Origin of the sequence: Halomonas tibetensis (genome assembly GCF_042643535.1) — a bacterium.
GTDB lineage: Bacteria > Pseudomonadota > Gammaproteobacteria > Pseudomonadales > Halomonadaceae > Halomonas > Halomonas tibetensis.
Genome location: NZ_JBHRSQ010000007.1, coordinates 197,969 through 216,353, shown reverse-complemented (window position 1 = coordinate 216,353; position 18,385 = coordinate 197,969). Strand labels below are relative to the sequence as shown.

Annotated in this window: 13 protein-coding genes and 2 tRNA genes; 3 read left to right on the top strand and 12 right to left on the bottom strand. The window is 63.9% G+C overall.

Annotated elements, in window-relative coordinates:
- The gene (locus ACFODV_RS03835) at positions 1 to 489 is read left to right on the top strand and encodes a peroxiredoxin (protein ID WP_379754914.1); all 489 of its coding nucleotides are present in this window, start codon (positions 1 to 3) and stop codon (positions 487 to 489) included.
- A 32-nt stretch (positions 490 to 521) separates the two neighbouring features.
- On the opposite strand, the gene ACFODV_RS03830 is transcribed toward ACFODV_RS03835, so the two are convergent.
- Together ACFODV_RS03830 and ACFODV_RS03825 are read right to left on the bottom strand one after the other, a co-directional pair.
- Positions 522 to 1,622 carry an AI-2E family transporter gene (locus tag ACFODV_RS03830; protein ID WP_379754911.1) on the bottom strand — a complete coding sequence of 367 codons (1,101 nt, stop codon included), beginning with the start codon at positions 1,620 to 1,622 and terminating at the stop codon, positions 522 to 524.
- On the bottom strand, positions 1,619 to 1,867 hold the full coding sequence (locus tag ACFODV_RS03825) for a sulfurtransferase TusA family protein (protein WP_379754908.1): 249 nt from the start codon (positions 1,865 to 1,867) through the stop codon (positions 1,619 to 1,621). The genes ACFODV_RS03830 and ACFODV_RS03825 overlap by 4 nt, the downstream gene beginning before the upstream one ends.
- A 150-nt stretch (positions 1,868 to 2,017) precedes the next feature.
- Here ACFODV_RS03825 and ACFODV_RS03820 point away from each other — a divergent pair, with 150 nt between their 5' ends.
- Entirely contained in the window at positions 2,018 to 3,481 is a 1,464-nt protein-coding gene (locus ACFODV_RS03820) for a M48 family metalloprotease (protein WP_379754905.1), read from the top strand.
- Positions 3,482 to 3,497: 16 nt separating this feature from the next.
- On the opposite strand, the gene nadA is transcribed toward ACFODV_RS03820, so the two are convergent.
- Positions 3,498 to 4,526, bottom strand: a complete 1,029-nt coding sequence (nadA, locus tag ACFODV_RS03815) for a quinolinate synthase NadA (RefSeq protein WP_379754902.1) — start codon at positions 4,524 to 4,526, stop codon at positions 3,498 to 3,500.
- Between the two features lie 361 nt (positions 4,527 to 4,887).
- Positions 4,888 to 5,067, bottom strand: coding sequence for a CsbD family protein (locus tag ACFODV_RS03810; protein WP_379754899.1), 180 nt, complete (start codon positions 5,065 to 5,067; stop codon positions 4,888 to 4,890).
- 704 nt (positions 5,068 to 5,771) lie between these two features.
- On the opposite strand from ACFODV_RS03810, the gene ACFODV_RS03805 reads away from it, so the two are divergent.
- Positions 5,772 to 7,064, top strand: coding sequence for a peptidoglycan-binding protein (locus ACFODV_RS03805; protein ID WP_379754896.1), 1,293 nt, complete (start codon positions 5,772 to 5,774; stop codon positions 7,062 to 7,064).
- Between the two features lie 87 nt (positions 7,065 to 7,151).
- Here ACFODV_RS03805 and ACFODV_RS03800 read toward each other — a convergent pair.
- From ACFODV_RS03800 to purL, 8 genes are all read right to left on the bottom strand, one after another.
- A tRNA-Lys gene (locus tag ACFODV_RS03800) sits at positions 7,152 to 7,227 on the bottom strand.
- A 30-nt stretch (positions 7,228 to 7,257) separates the two neighbouring features.
- Positions 7,258 to 7,333: transfer RNA gene (locus ACFODV_RS03795), tRNA-Lys, on the bottom strand.
- A gap of 75 nt (positions 7,334 to 7,408) precedes the next feature.
- Positions 7,409 to 8,266, bottom strand: a complete 858-nt coding sequence (rluB, locus tag ACFODV_RS03790; protein ID WP_379754893.1) for a 23S rRNA pseudouridine(2605) synthase RluB — start codon at positions 8,264 to 8,266, stop codon at positions 7,409 to 7,411.
- Positions 8,263 to 9,135 (bottom strand): SMC-Scp complex subunit ScpB, encoded by an 873-nt coding sequence (gene scpB, locus ACFODV_RS03785; RefSeq protein ID WP_379754890.1) that lies wholly within the window; start codon positions 9,133 to 9,135, stop codon positions 8,263 to 8,265. Before scpB ends, rluB begins: the two co-directional genes overlap by 4 nt.
- A complete protein-coding gene (locus ACFODV_RS03780; protein ID WP_379754887.1) occupies positions 9,132 to 10,055 on the bottom strand; it encodes a segregation and condensation protein A in 924 nt (307 codons plus the stop codon). Before ACFODV_RS03780 ends, scpB begins: the two co-directional genes overlap by 4 nt.
- Before the next feature lie 73 nt (positions 10,056 to 10,128).
- On the bottom strand, positions 10,129 to 12,207 hold the full coding sequence (locus ACFODV_RS03775; RefSeq protein WP_379754883.1) for a sensor domain-containing diguanylate cyclase: 2,079 nt from the start codon (positions 12,205 to 12,207) through the stop codon (positions 10,129 to 10,131).
- Between the two features lie 109 nt (positions 12,208 to 12,316).
- On the bottom strand, positions 12,317 to 14,233 hold the full coding sequence (locus tag ACFODV_RS03770) for a DEAD/DEAH box helicase family protein (protein ID WP_379755588.1): 1,917 nt from the start codon (positions 14,231 to 14,233) through the stop codon (positions 12,317 to 12,319).
- A 53-nt stretch (positions 14,234 to 14,286) separates the two neighbouring features.
- On the bottom strand, positions 14,287 to 18,291 hold the full coding sequence (gene purL, locus ACFODV_RS03765; protein WP_379754880.1) for a phosphoribosylformylglycinamidine synthase: 4,005 nt from the start codon (positions 18,289 to 18,291) through the stop codon (positions 14,287 to 14,289).
- Positions 18,292 to 18,385: the final 94 nt, after the last annotated feature.

Here is an 18,385-nt window from a genome sequence, read left to right as displayed (position 1 = left end):
ATGAGCGTGAGCATCGGCCAGCCGGTTCCCGACGTCACCGCCACTGCCACCGGCGACAACACCGTGTCACTCTCCGAGCTCAAGGGCCGGCAGGTGGTCATTTACTTCTATCCCAAGGCCAGCACACCAGGGTGCACCACCGAAGGGGGCGACTTCCGGGACCGCAAGCCGGACTTCGACGCCGCCAACACCGTCATCCTTGGTGTCTCCCGGGACGGTGTCCGCGCCCAGGAGAACTTCAAGACCAAGCAGGGTTTCAACTTCGAACTAATTTCCGACAAGGATGAAACAGTGTGCGGCGTGTTTGACGTCATCAAGCTCAAGAAGCTTTACGGCAAGGAGCACCTGGGCATTGAGCGCAGCACCTTCCTGATCGACGCCGAGGGCCGGCTCGCCAAGGAATGGCGCGGGGTCAAGGTGCCTGGCCACGCCCAGGAGGTGCTGGAAGCCGCCCAGACGTTGCAGAAGGGTAGCCTGGACGTCGGCTGAGCAACCCAGCGGAGCCGCCATGGTGGCTCCGATCACTCCTTGACCAGGACCTCGCCGGCTTCCTCTCGCTTGTGCCGCTGAATCCCACGGGGCCAGGCGTAGACCAGCGCCTTGAGCAGGGTCGCCAGCGGAATGGCGAAGAAGATCCCCCAGAACCCCCAGATACCGCCGAAGAAGAGCACCGCCACGATGATCGACACCGGGTGCAGATTGACCGCCTCGGAGAACAGGATCGGTACCAGCACGTTGCCGTCCAGCGCCTGGATGATACCGTAGGCGATCACCACATAGACGAACTCGCTGGTCATGCCGAAATGAAAGCCGGCCACCGCCGCCACCGGCAGGGTAGCGACCGCCGCGCCGATGTAGGGTACCAGCACCGAGAAACCCACCAGCACCGCCAGCAGCGCCGAATAAGGCAGCCCGAAGTAAGCGAAGGTGAGAAAGGCGACGGTGCCCACGATGATGATCTCGATGAACTTGCCGCGCACATAGTTGGCGATCTGGACGTCCATCTCCTGCCAGATACGGGTCATCAGGGCACGCTTATGGGGCAACAGCGAGAGAGTGAAACCCACCAGCTTTTCACGATCTTTGAGCAGGAAGAACACGAGGATCGGCACCAGTACCAGATAAATGATCAGCGCCAGCACATTGCCCAGGGAGGCCAGCGACAGGGTCAGGGCACGCTGGCCGACCTGTGTCATCTCGCGCCCGGCCACGGCGACCCAGTTCTGGATCTGATCAGGTGTGATCAGCTGCGGGTAGCGTTCCTGCAAGTCGTCGAGCAGTTGCTGGCCACTGGCGAACATGCGTGGCGTCTCCTGCACCAGCCCTACCAGCTGATTCCAGATCAGCGGCATCAGGATGAAGGCCATCGCCAGCAGCATGCCGATGAAGCCCAGGAACACCAGGGTTACCGCCAGCAGGTGGGGCACGTGGCGGCGCTGCAGCCAGCTCACGGCCCCTTGCAACAGGAAGGCGACCACCAGAGCGGTGAGGAAGGGTGCCAGCATGCGCCCGAGGAAGATCACCGCGGCGAAGCCGAGCACCAGCAGCACCAGCAGAATCACTGCCTCCTCGTCGGAGAAGTAATGATCTATCCAGCCCTTGAAGACCGTCCGCAGGGTCATGAAGATTCCTCTCTGCCCTTGCGGATCCAGAAATGATAGACGTCGCCTCGCTCCTCTCGCTCCAGCATGTCATGGTGACTCTGGGCGGTGAAGGTGTCGAAGTCCTGCCAGGAACCGGCATCGGTGGCCATCACCTCGAGCAACTGGCCCGGAGCCAGGCGTGCCAATGCCTGCTTCGCCTTGAGCAGCGGCAATGGGCAGGGAAGACCACGAGCGTCGAGCAGGTCATCGGATTGCAGAGCCATGAACTCTCCCGGAACAATGAAGGGGTGGAGGTACACTGCCTGGCGCCGGATGGCGATTCAGCATGAGAACCCCCGGGATTTAACGGCACTTTACCGGCTGAATCAATGTCAGACCATGGCCACACCGGCTCATCACAGGAGATCCCGAGCATGCCGCGCCGTTTTCCCCGACTCGCCATGGGCGCCCTGTGTCTGGTCCTGGCCATGCCCGCCACTGCCCAATGGACCCAGCCCCAGTGGGATAGCGCCGCTGGGCTGCCGAGCCTGGCCAGCGGCAACAGCCAAGCCGCCAGCGGCGAAGAGTTTCGCCTGGGACGAGCCTGGCTGCGGCAGTTTAGGGCCCGCGCCCCGCAGTGGCAGGATCCCATCGCCCAGCACTATGTGGAGTCGATGGTCTCGCGGCTGCTGCCCCACAGCGGGCTCGGCGGCAGTCAGCCGCTGGTGACTCTGGTCGACAGCCGTCAGCTCAACGCCTTCGCCGTGCCAGGGGGCATCATCGGCGTGAATGCCGGCCTGTTCGCCTTTGCCGAGGAAGAGGCGGCCATGATCTCGGTATTGGCCCATGAGCTGGGGCACCTCTCTCAGCGCCACTATGCCCGCGGCCAAGCCCGCACCGAACAGACCCAGGTGCCGGCCATGGCCGCCATGCTGGCGGGCATGCTGATCGCCGCCGCCGGCGGTGGCGAAGCCGGCATCGGCGTGGCCATGGGTTCCCAAGCCGCCTTCATCCAAGACCAGTTGGCCTACTCTCGTCGCTTCGAGCAGGAGGCTGACCGCATTGGCCTGGAGGCCATGGCCGAGGCCGGCTACGACCCCCAGGCCATGGTGCGAATGTTTCGCGCCATGCAGCGCATGGTCAGCCTGCAGGGCGGCAATCCGCCAGAGTTCCTGCTCACCCACCCGGTGACCGAATCGCGTATCAGCGATACCCAAGACCGGGCCGGCCAGCTCGCGGCGATCTCCCCTCGCGACGACACGTTACAGTATCACCTGGTGCGAGCCCGAGCTCTGCTGGCGATCCACAAGCACGACCCGCAGCAGGCCATCAATCAGCTTGCCCAGGACGACGTGCCCGGCGCTGCCCGGCGATACCTCGACGCCTTGTTGGAGGCCCGCCGAGGCGATACCGATGCGGCACTCGCGACCCTCGACGCCCTGGCCCGCCAAGAGCCCGACCTGAGCCTACTGCCTGCCTCAGCCGCCGAGGTAGCCTTCGATGCCGGTCGCTTTGACGACGCCACCGAGCGCAGCCGCCAGCTGCTGCGGCTGATACCCGGCTACCTACCTGCCACCCTAGTGCTGGGCGAGGCGCTACTGCAAAGTGATGCCGATGCGGCATGGCGGGTTCTGCGCGAGCTCGCAGAGCAACGCCACGAAGATCCCCAAGTATTCACCTTACTGGCCCAGGCCGCAGGCCGCAGCGGCCGCGAAGCCTGGGGTCACCTGGCCCGGGCAGAGCGGCTCCAGCTTGACGGACGCATCACCGATGCCATCCGCCAGCTGGAAGTGGCCAGGCAGGTAGCTGAGCGGGAGGGAGACGTCGGGGCGGCTGCCCGCATAGAGCAGCGCCGAGAGGCTTTTATTGGCTATCGGGAGACGCTGGAAAAATTCTAGCGCGGGACCTTGAGCCTCAGCGCTGGAAGTTCAACATCCGCTCCAGCGGCTTGAGAGCGGCCAGACGAAGCGCGTCGTCGACTAAGATCTCGCCGGAGCCGAGACGCAGAGCACCGGCCAGGTTGTCCAAGGCATTCATGGCCATCCACGGGCAGTGGGCACAGCTCTTGCAGCTGGCACCGTTACCGGCAGTGGGCGCTTCGAATAAGATCTTCTCGGGCACCGCCTGTTGCATCTTGAAAAAGATGCCGCGGTCGGTAGCGACGATCAGCTTGTCGTTGGGCAGCTCTTTCGCCGCCTGGATCAACTGCGAGGTAGAACCCGCCACGTCGGCCAGCTCCACTACCGCAGCCGGTGACTCCGGATGCACCAGCACCGCCGCCTCCGGGTAGAGCGCCTTGAGGTCTTCGACGCCCTTGGCCTTGAATTCCTCGTGGACGATGCAGGCACCGTCCCACAGCAGCATGTCGGCGCCGGTCTTTTTCTGGATATAGCCGCCAAGGTGCTTGTCCGGGGCCCACAGGATTTTCTCGCCGCGAGCATGGAGCTCCTCGATCACCTCCACGGCAATCGACGAGGTCACGACCCAGTCTGCGCGGGCCTTCACCGCCGCCGACGTGTTGGCATAGACCACAACCGTCCGATCGGGGTGCTGATCACAGAAAGCGCTGAACTCGTCGGCCGGGCAGCCCAGGTCCAACGAGCAGGTCGCCTCCAGGGTCGGCATCAGCACGCGCTTTTCCGGCGACAGGATCTTGGCGGTCTCGCCCATAAAGCGCACGCCGGCTACCACAAGAGTGTTGGCCTCGTGGCGGGCGCCGAAGCGGGCCATTTCCAGGGAGTCAGCCACGCAGCCGCCAGTTTCCTCGGCGAGCTGCTGGATGGCATCGTCGGTGTAGTAATGGGCCACCAGAACGGCGTTGTTGACCCTGAGGAGTCGCTTGATCTCCTCGATACGCACTTCATCGTCAGCGGGAATGCGGGTGGGGCAATAGGTGCGGGTCAGGTACTCGTGTACCTCCGCGCGGGAAGTCATGATCGTCATCGTGTCTACCACTGTGACTGGCAGGGGCTCCCCCTGCATGATCGGGTACATCGTGATTCGCGCGATCCGCGCGGACGATGCGCCTGAGGCCAACCCTTGCGTCTTTCGCTGTGGTCGACCAGAACCTCTATTCTAAACGTTAAGATGAGTGTATTGACAAGCCCCGGTCGGAAAAGTGCCCGACCCGAGGCGACGATGAGCTGCCGAGCCAGGTGACCGACGGGGTCGTCACCGACATACCTTATGATGTCCCGACTGGCGCGATGTCAACAGGACGCACCCGCCGAAACCAACAACGCAAACCCGGCCTGAAGGGTACCAAGCCGGGCTGTGACGCTTCTTCAATTTCGGAGGGAATCGTTTAATCCGTTGCTTTCTTGACGTCTTCCTTGACATCTCCGTACTTGGATTCAGCCTTGCCGCCCTGCTTTTCGGCCTTACCCTTGTACTCTGTCTCCTTGTTGCCGGTCAGCTTGCCGACAATTTCTTTGACCTTTCCCTTCGCCTGGTGCGCCCGACCTTCAACCTGATTCTTGTTCATGAGCCGATCTCCAAGTGACTGTTTCATTCGGGATCTGACTCTCCTCATGAAGCGATGCAAATTCAAAGAAGAGCTCCCGATACTAATATAGTCGATACTCGAAGCACGGTCGGTGCGGTGCCTCACGTAACTCATCGCTGCGATCTGATAGGCAGCAGAATCTTTTCGGACAACGTTATTTCATATGAAAAAAGCGATGCCATTTACTGAGGAGCCACAGCGCTGATCGAGATCGTCAGACAGACGGCTTCTACGGTGGTTACCGAACGACCGACAAGCCGCTGCCAGTATCTGGTCGAATGTACGCCACCGCACGGAGGGCAAGCCAGCCAGGAGATATCCTTCTATCAGCGGGGCAAGGAACAGCCTGTACAGGGAGTTGCGCTATGCGTCGCACGGACCGTGACGCCATCTCATCACGAAACATCCAGCCGCCTCTTGAGGCAGATCAATGCGCAACACAGAGGTACACATCATGAACAATATCGTCTATATCGTAGGTGTAATCGTCGTCGTGCTGGTGGTTCTTTCCGTCCTCGGTCTTCGTTGAGACTTTTGTTGAGACTTTTGTTGAAACCTTTGTTGCGACAAGAGAAGAGCGAGTCAAGGGAAGGGACAAGGCCGCACGTGAGGTCCTGAGGCAGCATTTCGAAGAGGATGCCCTCGTTCACTGGAGATACCCTGTGTTCATCATCAAAGGATTCATGCTTCTGGTTCTCCTGTTCGGTCACATCGGACTGGTCAGCGCTGACTACGCCGAGGCCATGCGCCACTATGAACGGCAAGAGTACCGCCAGGCTCTGCAGGTATTCGGCGAAGCCGCTAAAAGCGGCGATGCCGATGCCCAATACATGCTGGGCCGCCTCCACGAGGCCGGCAGCGGGACACCACAGGACTTCGTGCAGGCCCACCAGTGGTACAACCTTTCCGCAGCCCGAGGTCACCGTCATGCCGCCGAGGCGCGCGATGCGTTGACCAGCCGCATGACGGCCGGGCAAATCGCCGACGCGCAGCAGGCGGCGCGGGTCTGGAAGCCAGAAGAGACACCACCTCCCCAGGCGGCACCGCTATCGCGGCCCGACATCGAGACCCTGTCGGATCGGCAAGGCATTGCCGAAATACAGCGTGAGCTCAATCGGCTCGGCTATGATGCCGGCCCGGTAGATGGTGCCATGGGACGCCGGACCCGTAACGCGATACGTGAGTATCAGGCCGACGTGGACGTGAAACAGGATGGCTACCCAACGACCGGCCTGTTGAGACGCCTGCGCCAGACGGAGAAGGAGGCGGTGCCGGAAGACTCACCGCCGCCGCGCATCGCCTCGCCTCGAGTCGCCCTGCAGGATGACTTCAGCGATGGCGACTACCGTCGGAATCCTGCCTGGACGATCCTCAGCGGCGACTTTGAGGTCGATGACAACGGGTTGCGCAGCATCGTAGAGACACAGCGGGCCAGCGATCGAGACTCACGCAGGCTCAGCACCGACCGGCCGGAGGAAATAGGCCTGGCCATGCTGGAGCTGATCCTCGATCAGACGGGCAGCGTCAGAAGGGACGAAGTGCCCATCGCCGTGGAACCGGCGCGTATCTTCGTCAATGCACCGGTCGACAATGCTTTCAGGCTGGAACTCCAGCTCGCCTCCCGCCAGCAACCGGGCAGTCTGGAAGTGGGGCTTTTCCAGGGCAATCGACCCAACGGCACCGGCTATCGACTGGTCTACTCTCCCGGGTCACGCCCGGGGCTCAGCCTGGTCAGACTGATATCCGGAAGCGTCGAGGTGATTGCCCGCCAAGAAGGTCAGCTTGAGCTCGAGGACGGGCGGTTCCACAGCATCATCTGGACCCGTGATGGAAACGGAGAGATGCAGGTCCACGTGGATGATCGGCGCCTGCTGCGAGTGCGGGACACCGGACTACGCGATCCCTTTCAGGGCGTTGTGATGGTCAACCAGGGAGGCGACTACACGCTGGGCCGTGTGCGACTTCAGGATCGATAAACGCTCTCAGCGATACCCGATAACAGAGTTTCAACGCGATGAAAAAAACGCCGCCGCTTCATGAGAAGCGGCGGCGTTTTGTATGACTGGTGGGTCGTGTAGGATTCGAACCTACGACCAATTGGTTAAAAGCCAACTGCTCTACCAACTGAGCTAACGACCCAGCACTTGCAAGCAAGCGTACAGGTCCGGATGGTGGGTCGTGTAGGATTCGAACCTACGACCAATTGGTTAAAAGCCAACTGCTCTACCAACTGAGCTAACGACCCCTCCGAACGGGAGCAAATATTACTGATTTGCCCCCTAGCTGGCAAGGACTTTTTGCCTTGTGTCGCACCCGCTGGTCAGCTGCGAGTTCTGGTCTTGGGCTTGCGCATGGCCTGCACGGGCTTCCGCTTGCGCTTGTCGCGATTCCAGCGGCTCTTCTCGTCAGGGGTCAGGTCCGGCACCTTTCGTGAGGCCAGCCCCGCCAGCTCGGACAGGTCATCGACCTCGTCCTGGGAGAGCTCCAGCCACTCGCCCGCCTTGGCCCGCTTGTCCAGGAAGATATTGCCGTAGCGCACCCGCTTGAGGCGGCTTACGGTAAGTCCCTGTGACTCCCACAGGCGACGCACCTCGCGATTACGTCCCTCCTGGATCACCACGTGGAACCAGGTGTTGATACCCTCGCCCCCGAACTCCTGCACATCGGTGAAGCTCGCCGGACCGTCATCGAGCATTACGCCCTCGACCATGGCGACCACGTTTTGACGGGTCACCTGGCCCATGACGCGCACGGCATACTCGCGCTCCACCTCGGTAGAGGGATGCATTAGCCGGTTGGCCAGCTCACCGTCAGTGGTGAAGAGCAGCAGGCCACTGGTGTTGATGTCGAGACGGCCGATCGCGATCCAGCGCTCGCCCTTTAGGCGCGGCAGTCGGTCGAAGACGGTGCGTCGACCCTCCGGGTCCTTGCGAGTGCACAGCTCGCCCTCAGGCTTGTTGTACATGATGACCCTGCGCGGCACCTCTTCGGCGCCGCGCAGGGTGACTGGCCGGCTGTCGAAGAGCACCCTGTCGCGCATCTCGATGCGGTCGCCCAGGGTAGCCACCTGGCCGTTGACCTTGACCCGGCCATCGGCAATGGCGGCCTCCATCTCGCGGCGGGAGCCAAGCCCGGCGCGGGCCAGGACCTTCTGAAGTTTTTCGGTGGTAGTGCTCATGAGTCGTTCTCACTGGGTGTGGATTCCGCACCCGGGGCAGCGTCATCATCGACGCGGCTCCGGGCACGTTCGGTCAGGCGAGCTTCGAGTTCGGCGAAGCTCAGTCCGGACCGCTCTGACGCCGTCCCGGCGTGGTGATCGTCGGCCCTCCCGGCCGTCGCTTCCGAAGAGCGGGCCGCAGCCCCTTCCTCCGGGAATATCTCGTCCTGCTTCGGGGCAGCGGCTGTCTCTCTCGTCGGCTCTTCCGGCGCCTCGTCGGCCTGAGCCAGCAGAGCGTACTGGGGCGGCGGTGGGGCCTCGTCGTCGAGCTCTTTCATCAACCCGGGCTCCTCGAACGCCTTCAGCTCATGCATCGGTGGAAGCTCGTCGAGGGTCTTGAGGCCAAAGTCATCGAGGAAGCTGCGCGTGGTGGCATAGACCGCCGGCCGACCCGGCACGTCGCGATGGCCCACCACACGGATCCAGCCGCGTTCCAGCAGAGTGCGCATGATCGAGCCGCTCACCGTGACCCCGCGCACCTCCTCGATGTCGCCGCGGGTCACTGGCTGGCGATAGGCGATCAGCGCCAACGTCTCGAGCAGGGCACGGGAGTAGCGCTGCGGGCGCTCATCCCATAGGCGCGAGATCCAGGCCGAGAGTCGCGGCCGGATGCGCAGCTGGAAGCCCGATGCGGTCTCGAGCAGCTCCATGGCACCACGTTCATGACGTCCCCCAAGTCGCTCCAGCGCCTCGCGCAAGGCCCGCCTTGGCGGGCGTTCGTGGTCGTCGAAGAGCCCCTCCAGGCGTTCCAGGGAGAGTGGCTCGCCGGCGGCCAGCAACGCGGCCTCCAGGATCTCGTCCAGGACCTCGGGATACGCCATGGCGGTCATGGCCGCCCCCCCTCGTCATCGCTCGCGAAGGCGCTCTCGCCCTCGGCCTCCAGGTCGCCCAGTTTCCCCGCTTCGCTATCCTCCTCCGGCGCGCGGACACGCACGTGGATCGGAGAGAGCGGAGCATTCTGCACGATCTCGATCATCGCTTCCTTGGCGAGTTCGAGGATCGCCATGAAAGTCACAATCACCCCGGCGCGCCCCTCCTCAAGGCTGAACAGCGCCTCGAAGGGGGTGAAATGCCCGTTGCCGAGCCGCTCCATGATTGCCAGCATGCGCGCCCGAGTCGAGAGCACCTCGCGGCTAATATGGTGGGTCTGGGCCAGCTCGGCCCGCCGCAGGATACCCGCCAGGGCGCCCAACAGCTCATTCAGATCCACCTCGGGATGGATCATCCGGCTCTCCAGCGGCGGCAGCGCCGCCTTTGCCGGAAACCAGTCGCGACCCAGGCGCGGCAGCTCGGCCAGCGCCTCGGCGGCATGCTTGAGCCGCTCGTACTCCTGCAATCGTCGGATCAGCTCGGCCCTCGGGTCCGCTTCCTCGTCCTCGTCACCCTCCTTGGGCGGGCGTGGCAGCAGGGTACGCGACTTGATCTCGGCGAGCATCGCCGCCATCAGCAGGTACTCCCCGGCCAGCTCGATTTCCATGGCCTTCATCAGCTCCACGTACTCGATGTACTGGCGGGTGATGGCGGCCACGTCGATGGCCAGGATGTCGAGATTCTGACGGCGAATCAGGTAGAGAAGCAGGTCCAGCGGACCCTCGAAGGCCTCCAGGAACACCCGCAACGCCTCCGGTGGGATGTAGAGATCCTCCGGCAACTCGGTAATCGGCTCATTGAACAGCCGCCCGAGTACTGCGGCCTGCTGGGCCACAACGATGCTCTGCTCGGGGCTGGCGGTATCGGGAGTGTCGCTCACGCGGCGGTGCTCTCCGGGGACGCGGGGTCAACTGGCCAGTTTAGCAAGATGCCTCCCGCACAGACAGACCCGGTCAGCCGATTGTGACGTCACCCGTCTCCTCGCCTTCGCGACAAACGCGGTCACGACCGGATGTCTTGGCCGCGTAGAGCGCCTTGTCGGCGCGCTCCATGGCACTGTCAGACGAATCGTTCGTTCTCAACGCCGCCACTCCTAGACTGACGGTCAAGCGAATACGGGCATCACCTGTGTCCACCTGCAAATCCGCCACGGCCTGGCGATACCGTTCGGCCAAGGTAACGGCACCCTCGAACGAGGTATCGGGCAGCAGAATCGCGAATTCCTCGCCGCCCAGCCGACCCAGCATATCGTGAGCTCGAAGTGCCTCTCGCCCCGTGCTTACCAGCGCCTTGAGCACATCGTCTCCGGCGGCATGACCAAAGGTATCATTGATGCGCTTGAAGTGGTCGGCATCGAACATCACCAAGCAAGAATCCACGCCGTGACGCTTGACGCGTGTCAGCTCGGCATCAAGGCGATGCATGAAGTGGCGCCGATTCGGTGCTCCCGTCAGCATGTCCACGCTCGCCAGACGCCGGAAACGCGCCTCGCTCTCTTCGAGTTCCAGTTGGAGTCGCTTGCGCTCCGAAACGTCGGCAATATAGCCATGCCACATCACACTGCCATCCTCCAGCCGCTCCGGCGTGGCCAACCCCTCGACCCAGAGCTCGTGGCCCTGGGGATGGCGTATCCGATATTCACAGTGCCAATGACTCAGGTTTTCTGCCGACGTCTCGATCGCTGTCTTCACGCTGTAACGGTCATCAGGGTGAATCACACCAAAGGCAGCCGTATCGCTTTGCGCCAGTTCGTCGGGGGTCGCCCCGTAGATCACCATGCTGCTACTGCTGGCATAGAGGAATCGACCCTCTCCGCTGGGGGTAAGCAGATATTGATAGATGAAGCCGGGCAGCTGTTGACCCAGCTTCTCTAGCCGCTGACTGAGCCGATAAGTCCCCGTGACATCCAGGATCGCCCCCACGACCTTGATGGGATGCCCCCCCGTGTCGAGGACCAACCGTTTTTCGCTTTGTACCTGGAGATAGTGGCCGTCCCGATGACGCAAGCGGTAGTTGAGTTGGATGGGCCCCTCCCCTGCGAACAGGGCATGGACCTTGGCAAGGCTCTGGACCATGTCATCCGGATGAATCATGTCCTGCCAGATGGGGCGGTTAAGCAATTCGTCACGAACGTAGCCGAAGAGCCGTTCCACGCTGGAGCTGATAGAGATCGGTATCAGATCGGGCGTCGGCAGGCACTCGTAGATCACCACGGGGCTCGCCTGCAGCAGCTGGTCAAGGGCTTCGAAGGCATCACGACTTTTCCGCTCGGCCTCCTTGAGGGGCGTGATATCACGCGCAATGCCCACCAGCTCGATGACGTTACCTGCCGCGTCCTCCACGGGCACCAGCAGGGTCTGCCAGTCTCGAGCACCGGCCGGCAGGTCGAGACGCTCCTCATACTGGATGGGTCGCTTGAGTCGAACACATTCGCGATAGTGCGCCTTGACGGTCGCCGCCTGTGACGCCTCGAGCAGAGTATCCGGGGTCTGGCTGCGCAGAGCCTCCAGGGAGATGCCGGTTAGCTGCCGGTGGGCCGGATTGTTGTAGTGAAAGACGAAGGTGTCGTCGGGCTCCACTCTGGCCAGAAAGATGGGGTCTGTGGCGCTCTCTATGAATCGCCGGTGCAGCTTCAAGGTGCTGTTCAATTGCTCTTGCTCGGCCATTTCCCGAGTCACATCCCGTGCAACGCCGCACAGGCGCAGCGGCTCTCCTCTCTGGCCCCGCATCAGCCAGGCTCGGTCGTGTATCCAGACCTGCTCGCCATCAGGCCTGAGGATTCGGTAACGGCGCTCCACCGTTCCCAACTGCAGCAAGCGATCATGGGAAGCGGCGACGTCGTCGCGATCATCGGGATGCACGATGGTCAGCCAGAGGCGTGAATCGTCCATGAATGCCTGAGTGGGGCGGCCAAACACGGCAACGGCGGCAGGGTTGAGGTACTCGAGCTGGAAATGCGGATAACTGACCGCCCAGATCACGTCATCCACCCTCTCCACCAGGCTTGCGAAAAAGTCGTCTGGCAGCAGCACCCTACCCCCTCTCAAATATTATTATCGGCCTGATCATCCTAAGCGTCATTTTACCAAGATTTACCGTACACCACCCTTAGGCCTAGGTGTCGTTCAACAATCCGTCACCCTACTCCACCGCTTCGGCGCGGCGATACCGGCCGGTATAGTCGAAGAGCTTCTCGCGCACCTGCCAATGGCGGCCCACCTTGCGGCCCACCACGAAGTCGGGGTGGCGCAGGCGGCGCTGCTCGGCGACCACCTCATCGGGGGTGGTGGGACGGAACGACACCCCCGGGGCCCGCAGGTGGTCGCGCAGAAAGGCCACGGCGAAGGCACCGCGCTGGGCCGGAGTCTCCAGGGCAAACCATTCGCAGAGCGTGGTGCCGTCCTCGTCGTGGTAGGTCACCTTGAGGCGTGCCAAGCCACGGCCGTTGACCGTTGCCTCCAACTGCATGCCAGCCACGCGCAGCACCCGAGCATCGCGCAGGCGCAGTGCCTCCTTGAGCTTGTCGTCGGCATCCACCAGCAGGACCTCGCAGCCGTGACAGCGCCGGGCGGCGATATCGTTCTCGGTGCCGCACTCACCACACACCTTGAAGCGAAAGCGAAATTCACACTGGTGCTTTTTACCGGCGCCCGAAGCCGCGCCTATCTGATCTCCGGCGCCCGAAGCCGCGCCTACCTGATCTCCGGCGCCCGAAGCCGCGCCTACCGGGCCTCTGCTTGCTCCGGAAGCGGGACTGGCGTCGGTGATCAATCCTTGGCAGCGGCGGCCGAAGTGCTCGATCACCAACTCACCCTCGCGCCGCCCCCAGAAGAGGTTGGCGTGGCCGCAGGCCGGGCATTCGACCTGCACCGGCTCGGTGTCGCCAGGCGGCTTCGGCGAGCCCACCTCTGGCGCATAGAGGTCCCAGGGGTTGCCAGCGTAGTCGAGAATCAGGCAGTCGTGCTTGCCGGGCGAGAGCCGCAGGCCACGGCCGACGATCTGCTGGTAGAGGCTCACCGACTCGGTGGGACGCAGAATGGCAATCAGATCCACGTGGGGCGCGTCGAAGCCGGTGGTGAGCACCGCCACGTTGACCAGGTACTTGAGCTCGCGGGCCTTGAAGGCATTGATGAGCCTTTCGCGCTCGGCGGAGGGCGTCTCGCCGGTGATCAGCGCCGACTCGCGCGCCGGCAGATAGCCGAGGATCTCCTCGGCATGGGCCACACTGGCCGCGAAGAGCATCACGCCCTGGCGCTCCCGGGCGCGCTCCACCACCTCGGCGATGATCCCCGGGGTGGCGCGGTGTCCCGCCACCACCCGGTTGAGCTCCTCCTCGCGGAACAGGCCACCCGCTGCCGGGCCTGACGCGGAGAATAGCGTCGAGAAGTCGTAACGCAGCTCTTGCCCGTCCTTGAAAAGCGCGGCGTCGATCCGAACCGGCTTTGCCAGGTAGCCCTGCTTGACCATCAGCCGCAGCGGCTGCTCGAAGACACAGTCGCGAAAGAAGGCGTCCTCATCGCCACGCACCATGCCGTGATGGTGGCGGTGGTAGATGAAACCCTGTCCCAGCCGGTAGGGCGTGGCGGTCAGTCCCAGCACCTTGAGCCTCGGATTGGCCACCTGCAGATGGTCGATCACCTGGCGGTAGCTGGCATCCTCCTTCGGCGAGACCCGGTGGCACTCATCGATCACCAGCAGGGTAAAGGGGCCAAGCGGATGGTCGGACGCGGCGAAACGCTCGAGATTGCGTACCACCGACTGCACCGAGCCGAACACCACCTGGCGGCCGCTCTCCTTGCGCCCCAAGCCGGCGCTGAAAATATCGGCCTCAAGGCCATAGGCCAGGTACTTGGCGTGGTTTTGCTCCACCAGTTCGCGCACGTGGGCCAGCACCAGCACGCGGCCCCTGGCCAGGCGCGCCAGCTCGGCGATCACCAGCGACTTGCCGCTGCCGGTGGGCAACACCACCACGGCAGGCTCGTCCGAGCCGCGAAAGTGGACCACCACCCGTCGCACCGCCTCCTGCTGATAGGGGCGCAGTGAGGGCGGTGAAGACACCAAAGGCGGCCCGAAGGCCGCCTCCCGTATCGTCTCCCGTGGGTGTCTCGCGCTCACCCCAGCCAGACTCGTGCGTTGCGGAAAAGCCTCAGCCAGGCACCGTCGTGCGTCCACTCCGTCGGACGCCAGGAATTGGTGACCGCGCGCACCACCCGCTCGGGGTGAGGCATCATGATGGTGGCGCGTCCGTCAGGTGTGGTCAGGCCGGTGATGCCGGAGGGCGAGCCGTTGGGGTTGGCCGGGTAGCGGGTAGTGGTCTGGCCGTGGTTATCCAGAAAGCGCAGCGCTACCTGGCCATTACCCTGCATACTGCGCAGGTGAGCGCTGTCGCGGAACTCGGCGCGACCCTCACCGTGGGCCACGGCGATGGGCAGCCGTGAGCCCTCCATGCCGGCCAGCAGAATCGAGGGGCTCTTCTCCACCTGAACCATGGCGACGCGGGCCTCAAACTGCTCCGATTCGTTGCGCACGAAGTGCGGCCAAGCCTCGGCACCGGGGATCAGCTCCTTGAGCTGGGCCAGCATCTGGCAGCCGTTGCAGACCCCCAGCGAGAAACTGTCGTCACGCTGGAAAAAGGATCCGAACTGCTCCCGGGCGCGCTCATTGAACAGTACGGACTTGGCCCAGCCGCCCCCGGCGCCCAGGACGTCGCCGTAGGAGAAGCCGCCACAGGCCACCAGGCCCTTGAAATGCTCCAGGTCGACGCGCCCCTCGAGAATGTCGCTCATATGCACGTCGACGGCCTCGAAGCCGGCGCGGTCGAAGGCCCAGGCCATCTCCACCTGGCCGTTGACCCCCTGCTCACGCAGCACCGCCACCGATGGGCGCGCCAGGTTGAGGAAGGGCGCACTGACGTCCTCGTTCACATCGAAGCTGGGGGCGGCGGAGAGGCCCGGGTCGCGGTCGTCGAGCAGGCCGTCGAACTCGCTCTTGGCACAGTCAGGATTATCGCGCAGCGCCTGCATCCGGTAGCTGGTATCGCTCCAGGTACGCTGTGCCAGCAGGCGAGTGGTCTCCAGCAGCGGCTCCTCGAAGAGGGTGACGCGCACCTGATCGTCGTAGCGCGGACGGGCGATGACGCCGCAGGTCTCGAGGCCGGCGGCGGCGAACTGGGCCAGCACCGCCTCGGTATCCTGGCGGTTCACCTGGATCACCGCCCCCAGTTCCTCGGCGAACAGGGCATTCACCGCCTCGGCAGGCTCGTCGACCAGCCAATCAAGCTTGATCTCCAAGCCGGCGTGAGCGGCGAAGGCCATCTCCAGCAGGGTCACCAGCAGGCCGCCGTCGCTGCGGTCGTGGTAGGCCAGCAGCTTGCCTTCGGCATTGAGCCCCTGGATCACCGCGAAGAAGGCCCTGAGGTCCTCGGGATCCTCCAGGTCCGGACAAACGTCGCCTACCTGGCCATAGACCTGTGCCAGCGCCGAGCCACCCAGGCGGTTAAGGCCGCTACCCAGGTCGATCAGGATCAGGTCGGACTCATCCTGCTCCAGGTTAATCTGGGGCGTCAGGGTGCGCATGGCATCCGTGACCGGCGCGAAGCCAGTGATGACCAGCGACAGCGGTGAGGTGACGCTCTTCTCCTCGATGTCTCCCTTTTCGTTCTCCTCTTGCCAGGCGGTGCGCATGGACATGGAGTCCTTGCCCACCGGAATGGCGATGCCCAGCGCCGGGCAGAGCTCCATGCCCACAGCGTGAACGGCATCGAACAGCGCCTGGTTCTCGCCGGGGTGGTCGGCCGCACTCATCCAGTTGGCGGAGAGCTTGATGTCCGCGAGCTTCTCGATAGGGGCCGCCGCCAGGTTGGTAATGGCCTCGGCCACCGCCAGACGGGCGCTGGCGGCCGGGTCAATCAAGGCCACCGGGGAACGCTCGCCCATGGCCATGGCCTCGCCGGCGTGGGTGTCGAAGCTTGCCGTCGTCACTGCAACATCGGCTACCGGCACCTGCCAGGGGCCGACCATCTGGTCGCGGGCCACCTGGCCGGTGATGGAGCGGTCGCCGATGGTGATCAGGAAACTCTTGGAGGCGACGGCAGGCAGGCGCAGCACCCGATCCATGGCCTCGCGCAGGTCGAGGTTGTCGAGCATGATGCCGGACATCACGTTGGGCGCACGCTGAAACTCGCGGGTCATCTTCGGTGGCTTGCCGAACAGCACGCTCATCGGCAGGTCGACCGGCAGGCTATCGAAATGGTCGTCACGCACGGTCAGGTGGTGTGCTTCGGTAGCCTCGCCAACCACCGCATAGGGGCAGCGCTCGCGCCGGCAAAGGGCGTCGAAGGTGTCGAGGTCCTCCGCGGCCACCGCCAGCACGTAGCGCTCCTGAGCCTCGTTGCACCAGATCTCCAGTGGACTCATGCCCGGCTCGGCGTTGGGCACCGCGCGCAGATCAAACAGCCCGCCTCGCTCGCCGTCCTTGACCAGCTCCGGCAGGGCGTTGGAGAGCCCGCCGGCGCCCACGTCGTGGAAGAAACGAATGGGGTTTTTCTCGCCCAGCGCCCAGCAGCGATCGATCACCTCCTGGACGCGGCGCTCGATCTCGGGATTGCCGCGCTGAACCGAGGCGAAGTCCAGGTCGGCACTGGAGGTGCCGGACGCCATGGAGGAGGCCGCCCCGCCGCCCAGTCCGATCAGCATGGCCGGACCGCCCATCACGATCAGCTTGCCGCCCACCGGTATCTCACCCTTCTGGACGTGGCCATCGCGGATATTTCCATAGCCGCCGGCAAGCATGATCGGCTTGTGGAAGCCCCGGCGCTCGATGCCGTTGGCGCCCAGGGCATCCTGCTCATAGGTGCGGAAGTAACCGGCAAGATTGGGCCGGCCGAACTCGTTGTTGAAAGACGCGCCGCCGATGGGCCCCTCGAGCATGATCGACAGTGCCGAAACGATGCGTTCCGGCTTGCCGTAGTCGAAGGCCTCCCAGGGCTGCACGAACTCGGGAATGCGCAGGTTGGAGACGCTGAAGCCGGTGAGGCCCGCCTTGGGTTTGCCACCGATGCCGGTGGCGCCCTCGTCGCGAATCTCGCCACCGGCGCCGGTGGCCGCCCCCTGATGCGGGGCGATCGCCGTGGGGTGGTTGTGGGTCTCCACCTTCATCAGGATCTGGATCGGCTCCAGGGCGCTGCCATAGGCGGCACGCTCGTCTGCCCGTCCGGTAAGCGGCGCCGGGAAGAAGCGCGGCGCTTCACTACCACGGATCACCGCGGCGTTATCGCTGTAGGCGGAGAGGATGTCCCCGGGGGAGACCCGATGGGTGTTCTTGATCATCTTGAACAGCGAGTGGCTCTGGGCCTCGCCGTCGATCACCCAGTCGGCGTTGAAGATCTTGTGGCGGCAGTGCTCTGAGTTGGCCTGGGCGAACATCATCAGCTCGACGTCCGTGGGGTTGCGACCCAGTTCCTGGAAGGCTCCCACCAGGTAGTCAATCTCATCCTCGGCCAGCGCCAGACCCAGCGCGACGTTGGCGGCGACCAGCGCCTCGCGGCCGCCCTCCAGAATATCGACGCTGCCCAGCGGGGCCGGCTCGTGGTGGGCGAAGAGCTGCACGGCGTCGGAGGCATCGGCCAGCACCGTCTCGGTCATGCGGTCGTGGAGGGTGGCGCGGATCCCCTCGAAGGCGTTCTCCGAGAGCATACCCTTGAGCTTGACCCGGTAGGCAATGCCGCGCTCGAGGCGGCGCACCTGCCTCAGACCGCAGCTATGGGCGATATCCGTGGCCTTGGAGGACCAGGGCGACTGGGTGCCGATGCGCGGCACCACCAGAAACAATTGGCCCTCGGCACTGCTCGCTGCCGGGCTGCCTGACATTCGGTTACCAGACAAATGGGAGCCCTGACCGTGAGAACCTAGGCCTTGAGAACCCTGAATGTAAGAACCATAGTCAAGCAGCTGCTCCAGCGTGGCCAGGTCGTCGTCAAACATCTCGCCATCGTGGTCGACGAAGTGCACGTACTCCGCCTTCAGCGACTCGACATCAGCCGCCGCCTCGCGGAGAGCGGCCAGTAGCTTGGCGTGACGGAAAGCGGAGAGGGCGGGGGCGCCGCGCAGTTCGAGCATATCCTGGAGCCTCTGGAAATCATCAAGGTCGGGGGCCGCAGCCGGCGGCACAAGGCAAACATGATACTGGAAAGCGCGAGTGGCGAGAAATCAT

Excerpts from the sequence above, each read along its gene's own strand:
- ACFODV_RS03835 (WP_379754914.1), top strand. The coding sequence starts at position 1 with ATGAGCGTGAGCATCGGCCAGCCGGTTCCCGACGTCACCGCCACTGCC.
- ACFODV_RS03830 (WP_379754911.1), bottom strand. The coding sequence starts at position 1,622 with ATGACCCTGCGGACGGTCTTCAAGGGCTGGATAGATCATTACTTCTCC.
- ACFODV_RS03825 (WP_379754908.1), bottom strand. The coding sequence starts at position 1,867 with ATGGCTCTGCAATCCGATGACCTGCTCGACGCTCGTGGTCTTCCCTGC.
- ACFODV_RS03820 (WP_379754905.1), top strand. The coding sequence starts at position 2,018 with ATGCCGCGCCGTTTTCCCCGACTCGCCATGGGCGCCCTGTGTCTGGTC.
- nadA (WP_379754902.1), bottom strand. The coding sequence starts at position 4,526 with ATGACGATCATGACTTCCCGCGCGGAGGTACACGAGTACCTGACCCGC.
- ACFODV_RS03810 (WP_379754899.1), bottom strand. The coding sequence starts at position 5,067 with ATGAACAAGAATCAGGTTGAAGGTCGGGCGCACCAGGCGAAGGGAAAG.
- ACFODV_RS03805 (WP_379754896.1), top strand. The coding sequence starts at position 5,772 with ATGCTTCTGGTTCTCCTGTTCGGTCACATCGGACTGGTCAGCGCTGAC.
- rluB (WP_379754893.1), bottom strand. The coding sequence starts at position 8,266 with ATGAGCACTACCACCGAAAAACTTCAGAAGGTCCTGGCCCGCGCCGGG.
- scpB (WP_379754890.1), bottom strand. The coding sequence starts at position 9,135 with ATGACCGCCATGGCGTATCCCGAGGTCCTGGACGAGATCCTGGAGGCC.
- purL (WP_379754880.1), bottom strand. The coding sequence starts at position 18,291 with ATGCTCGAACTGCGCGGCGCCCCCGCCCTCTCCGCTTTCCGTCACGCC.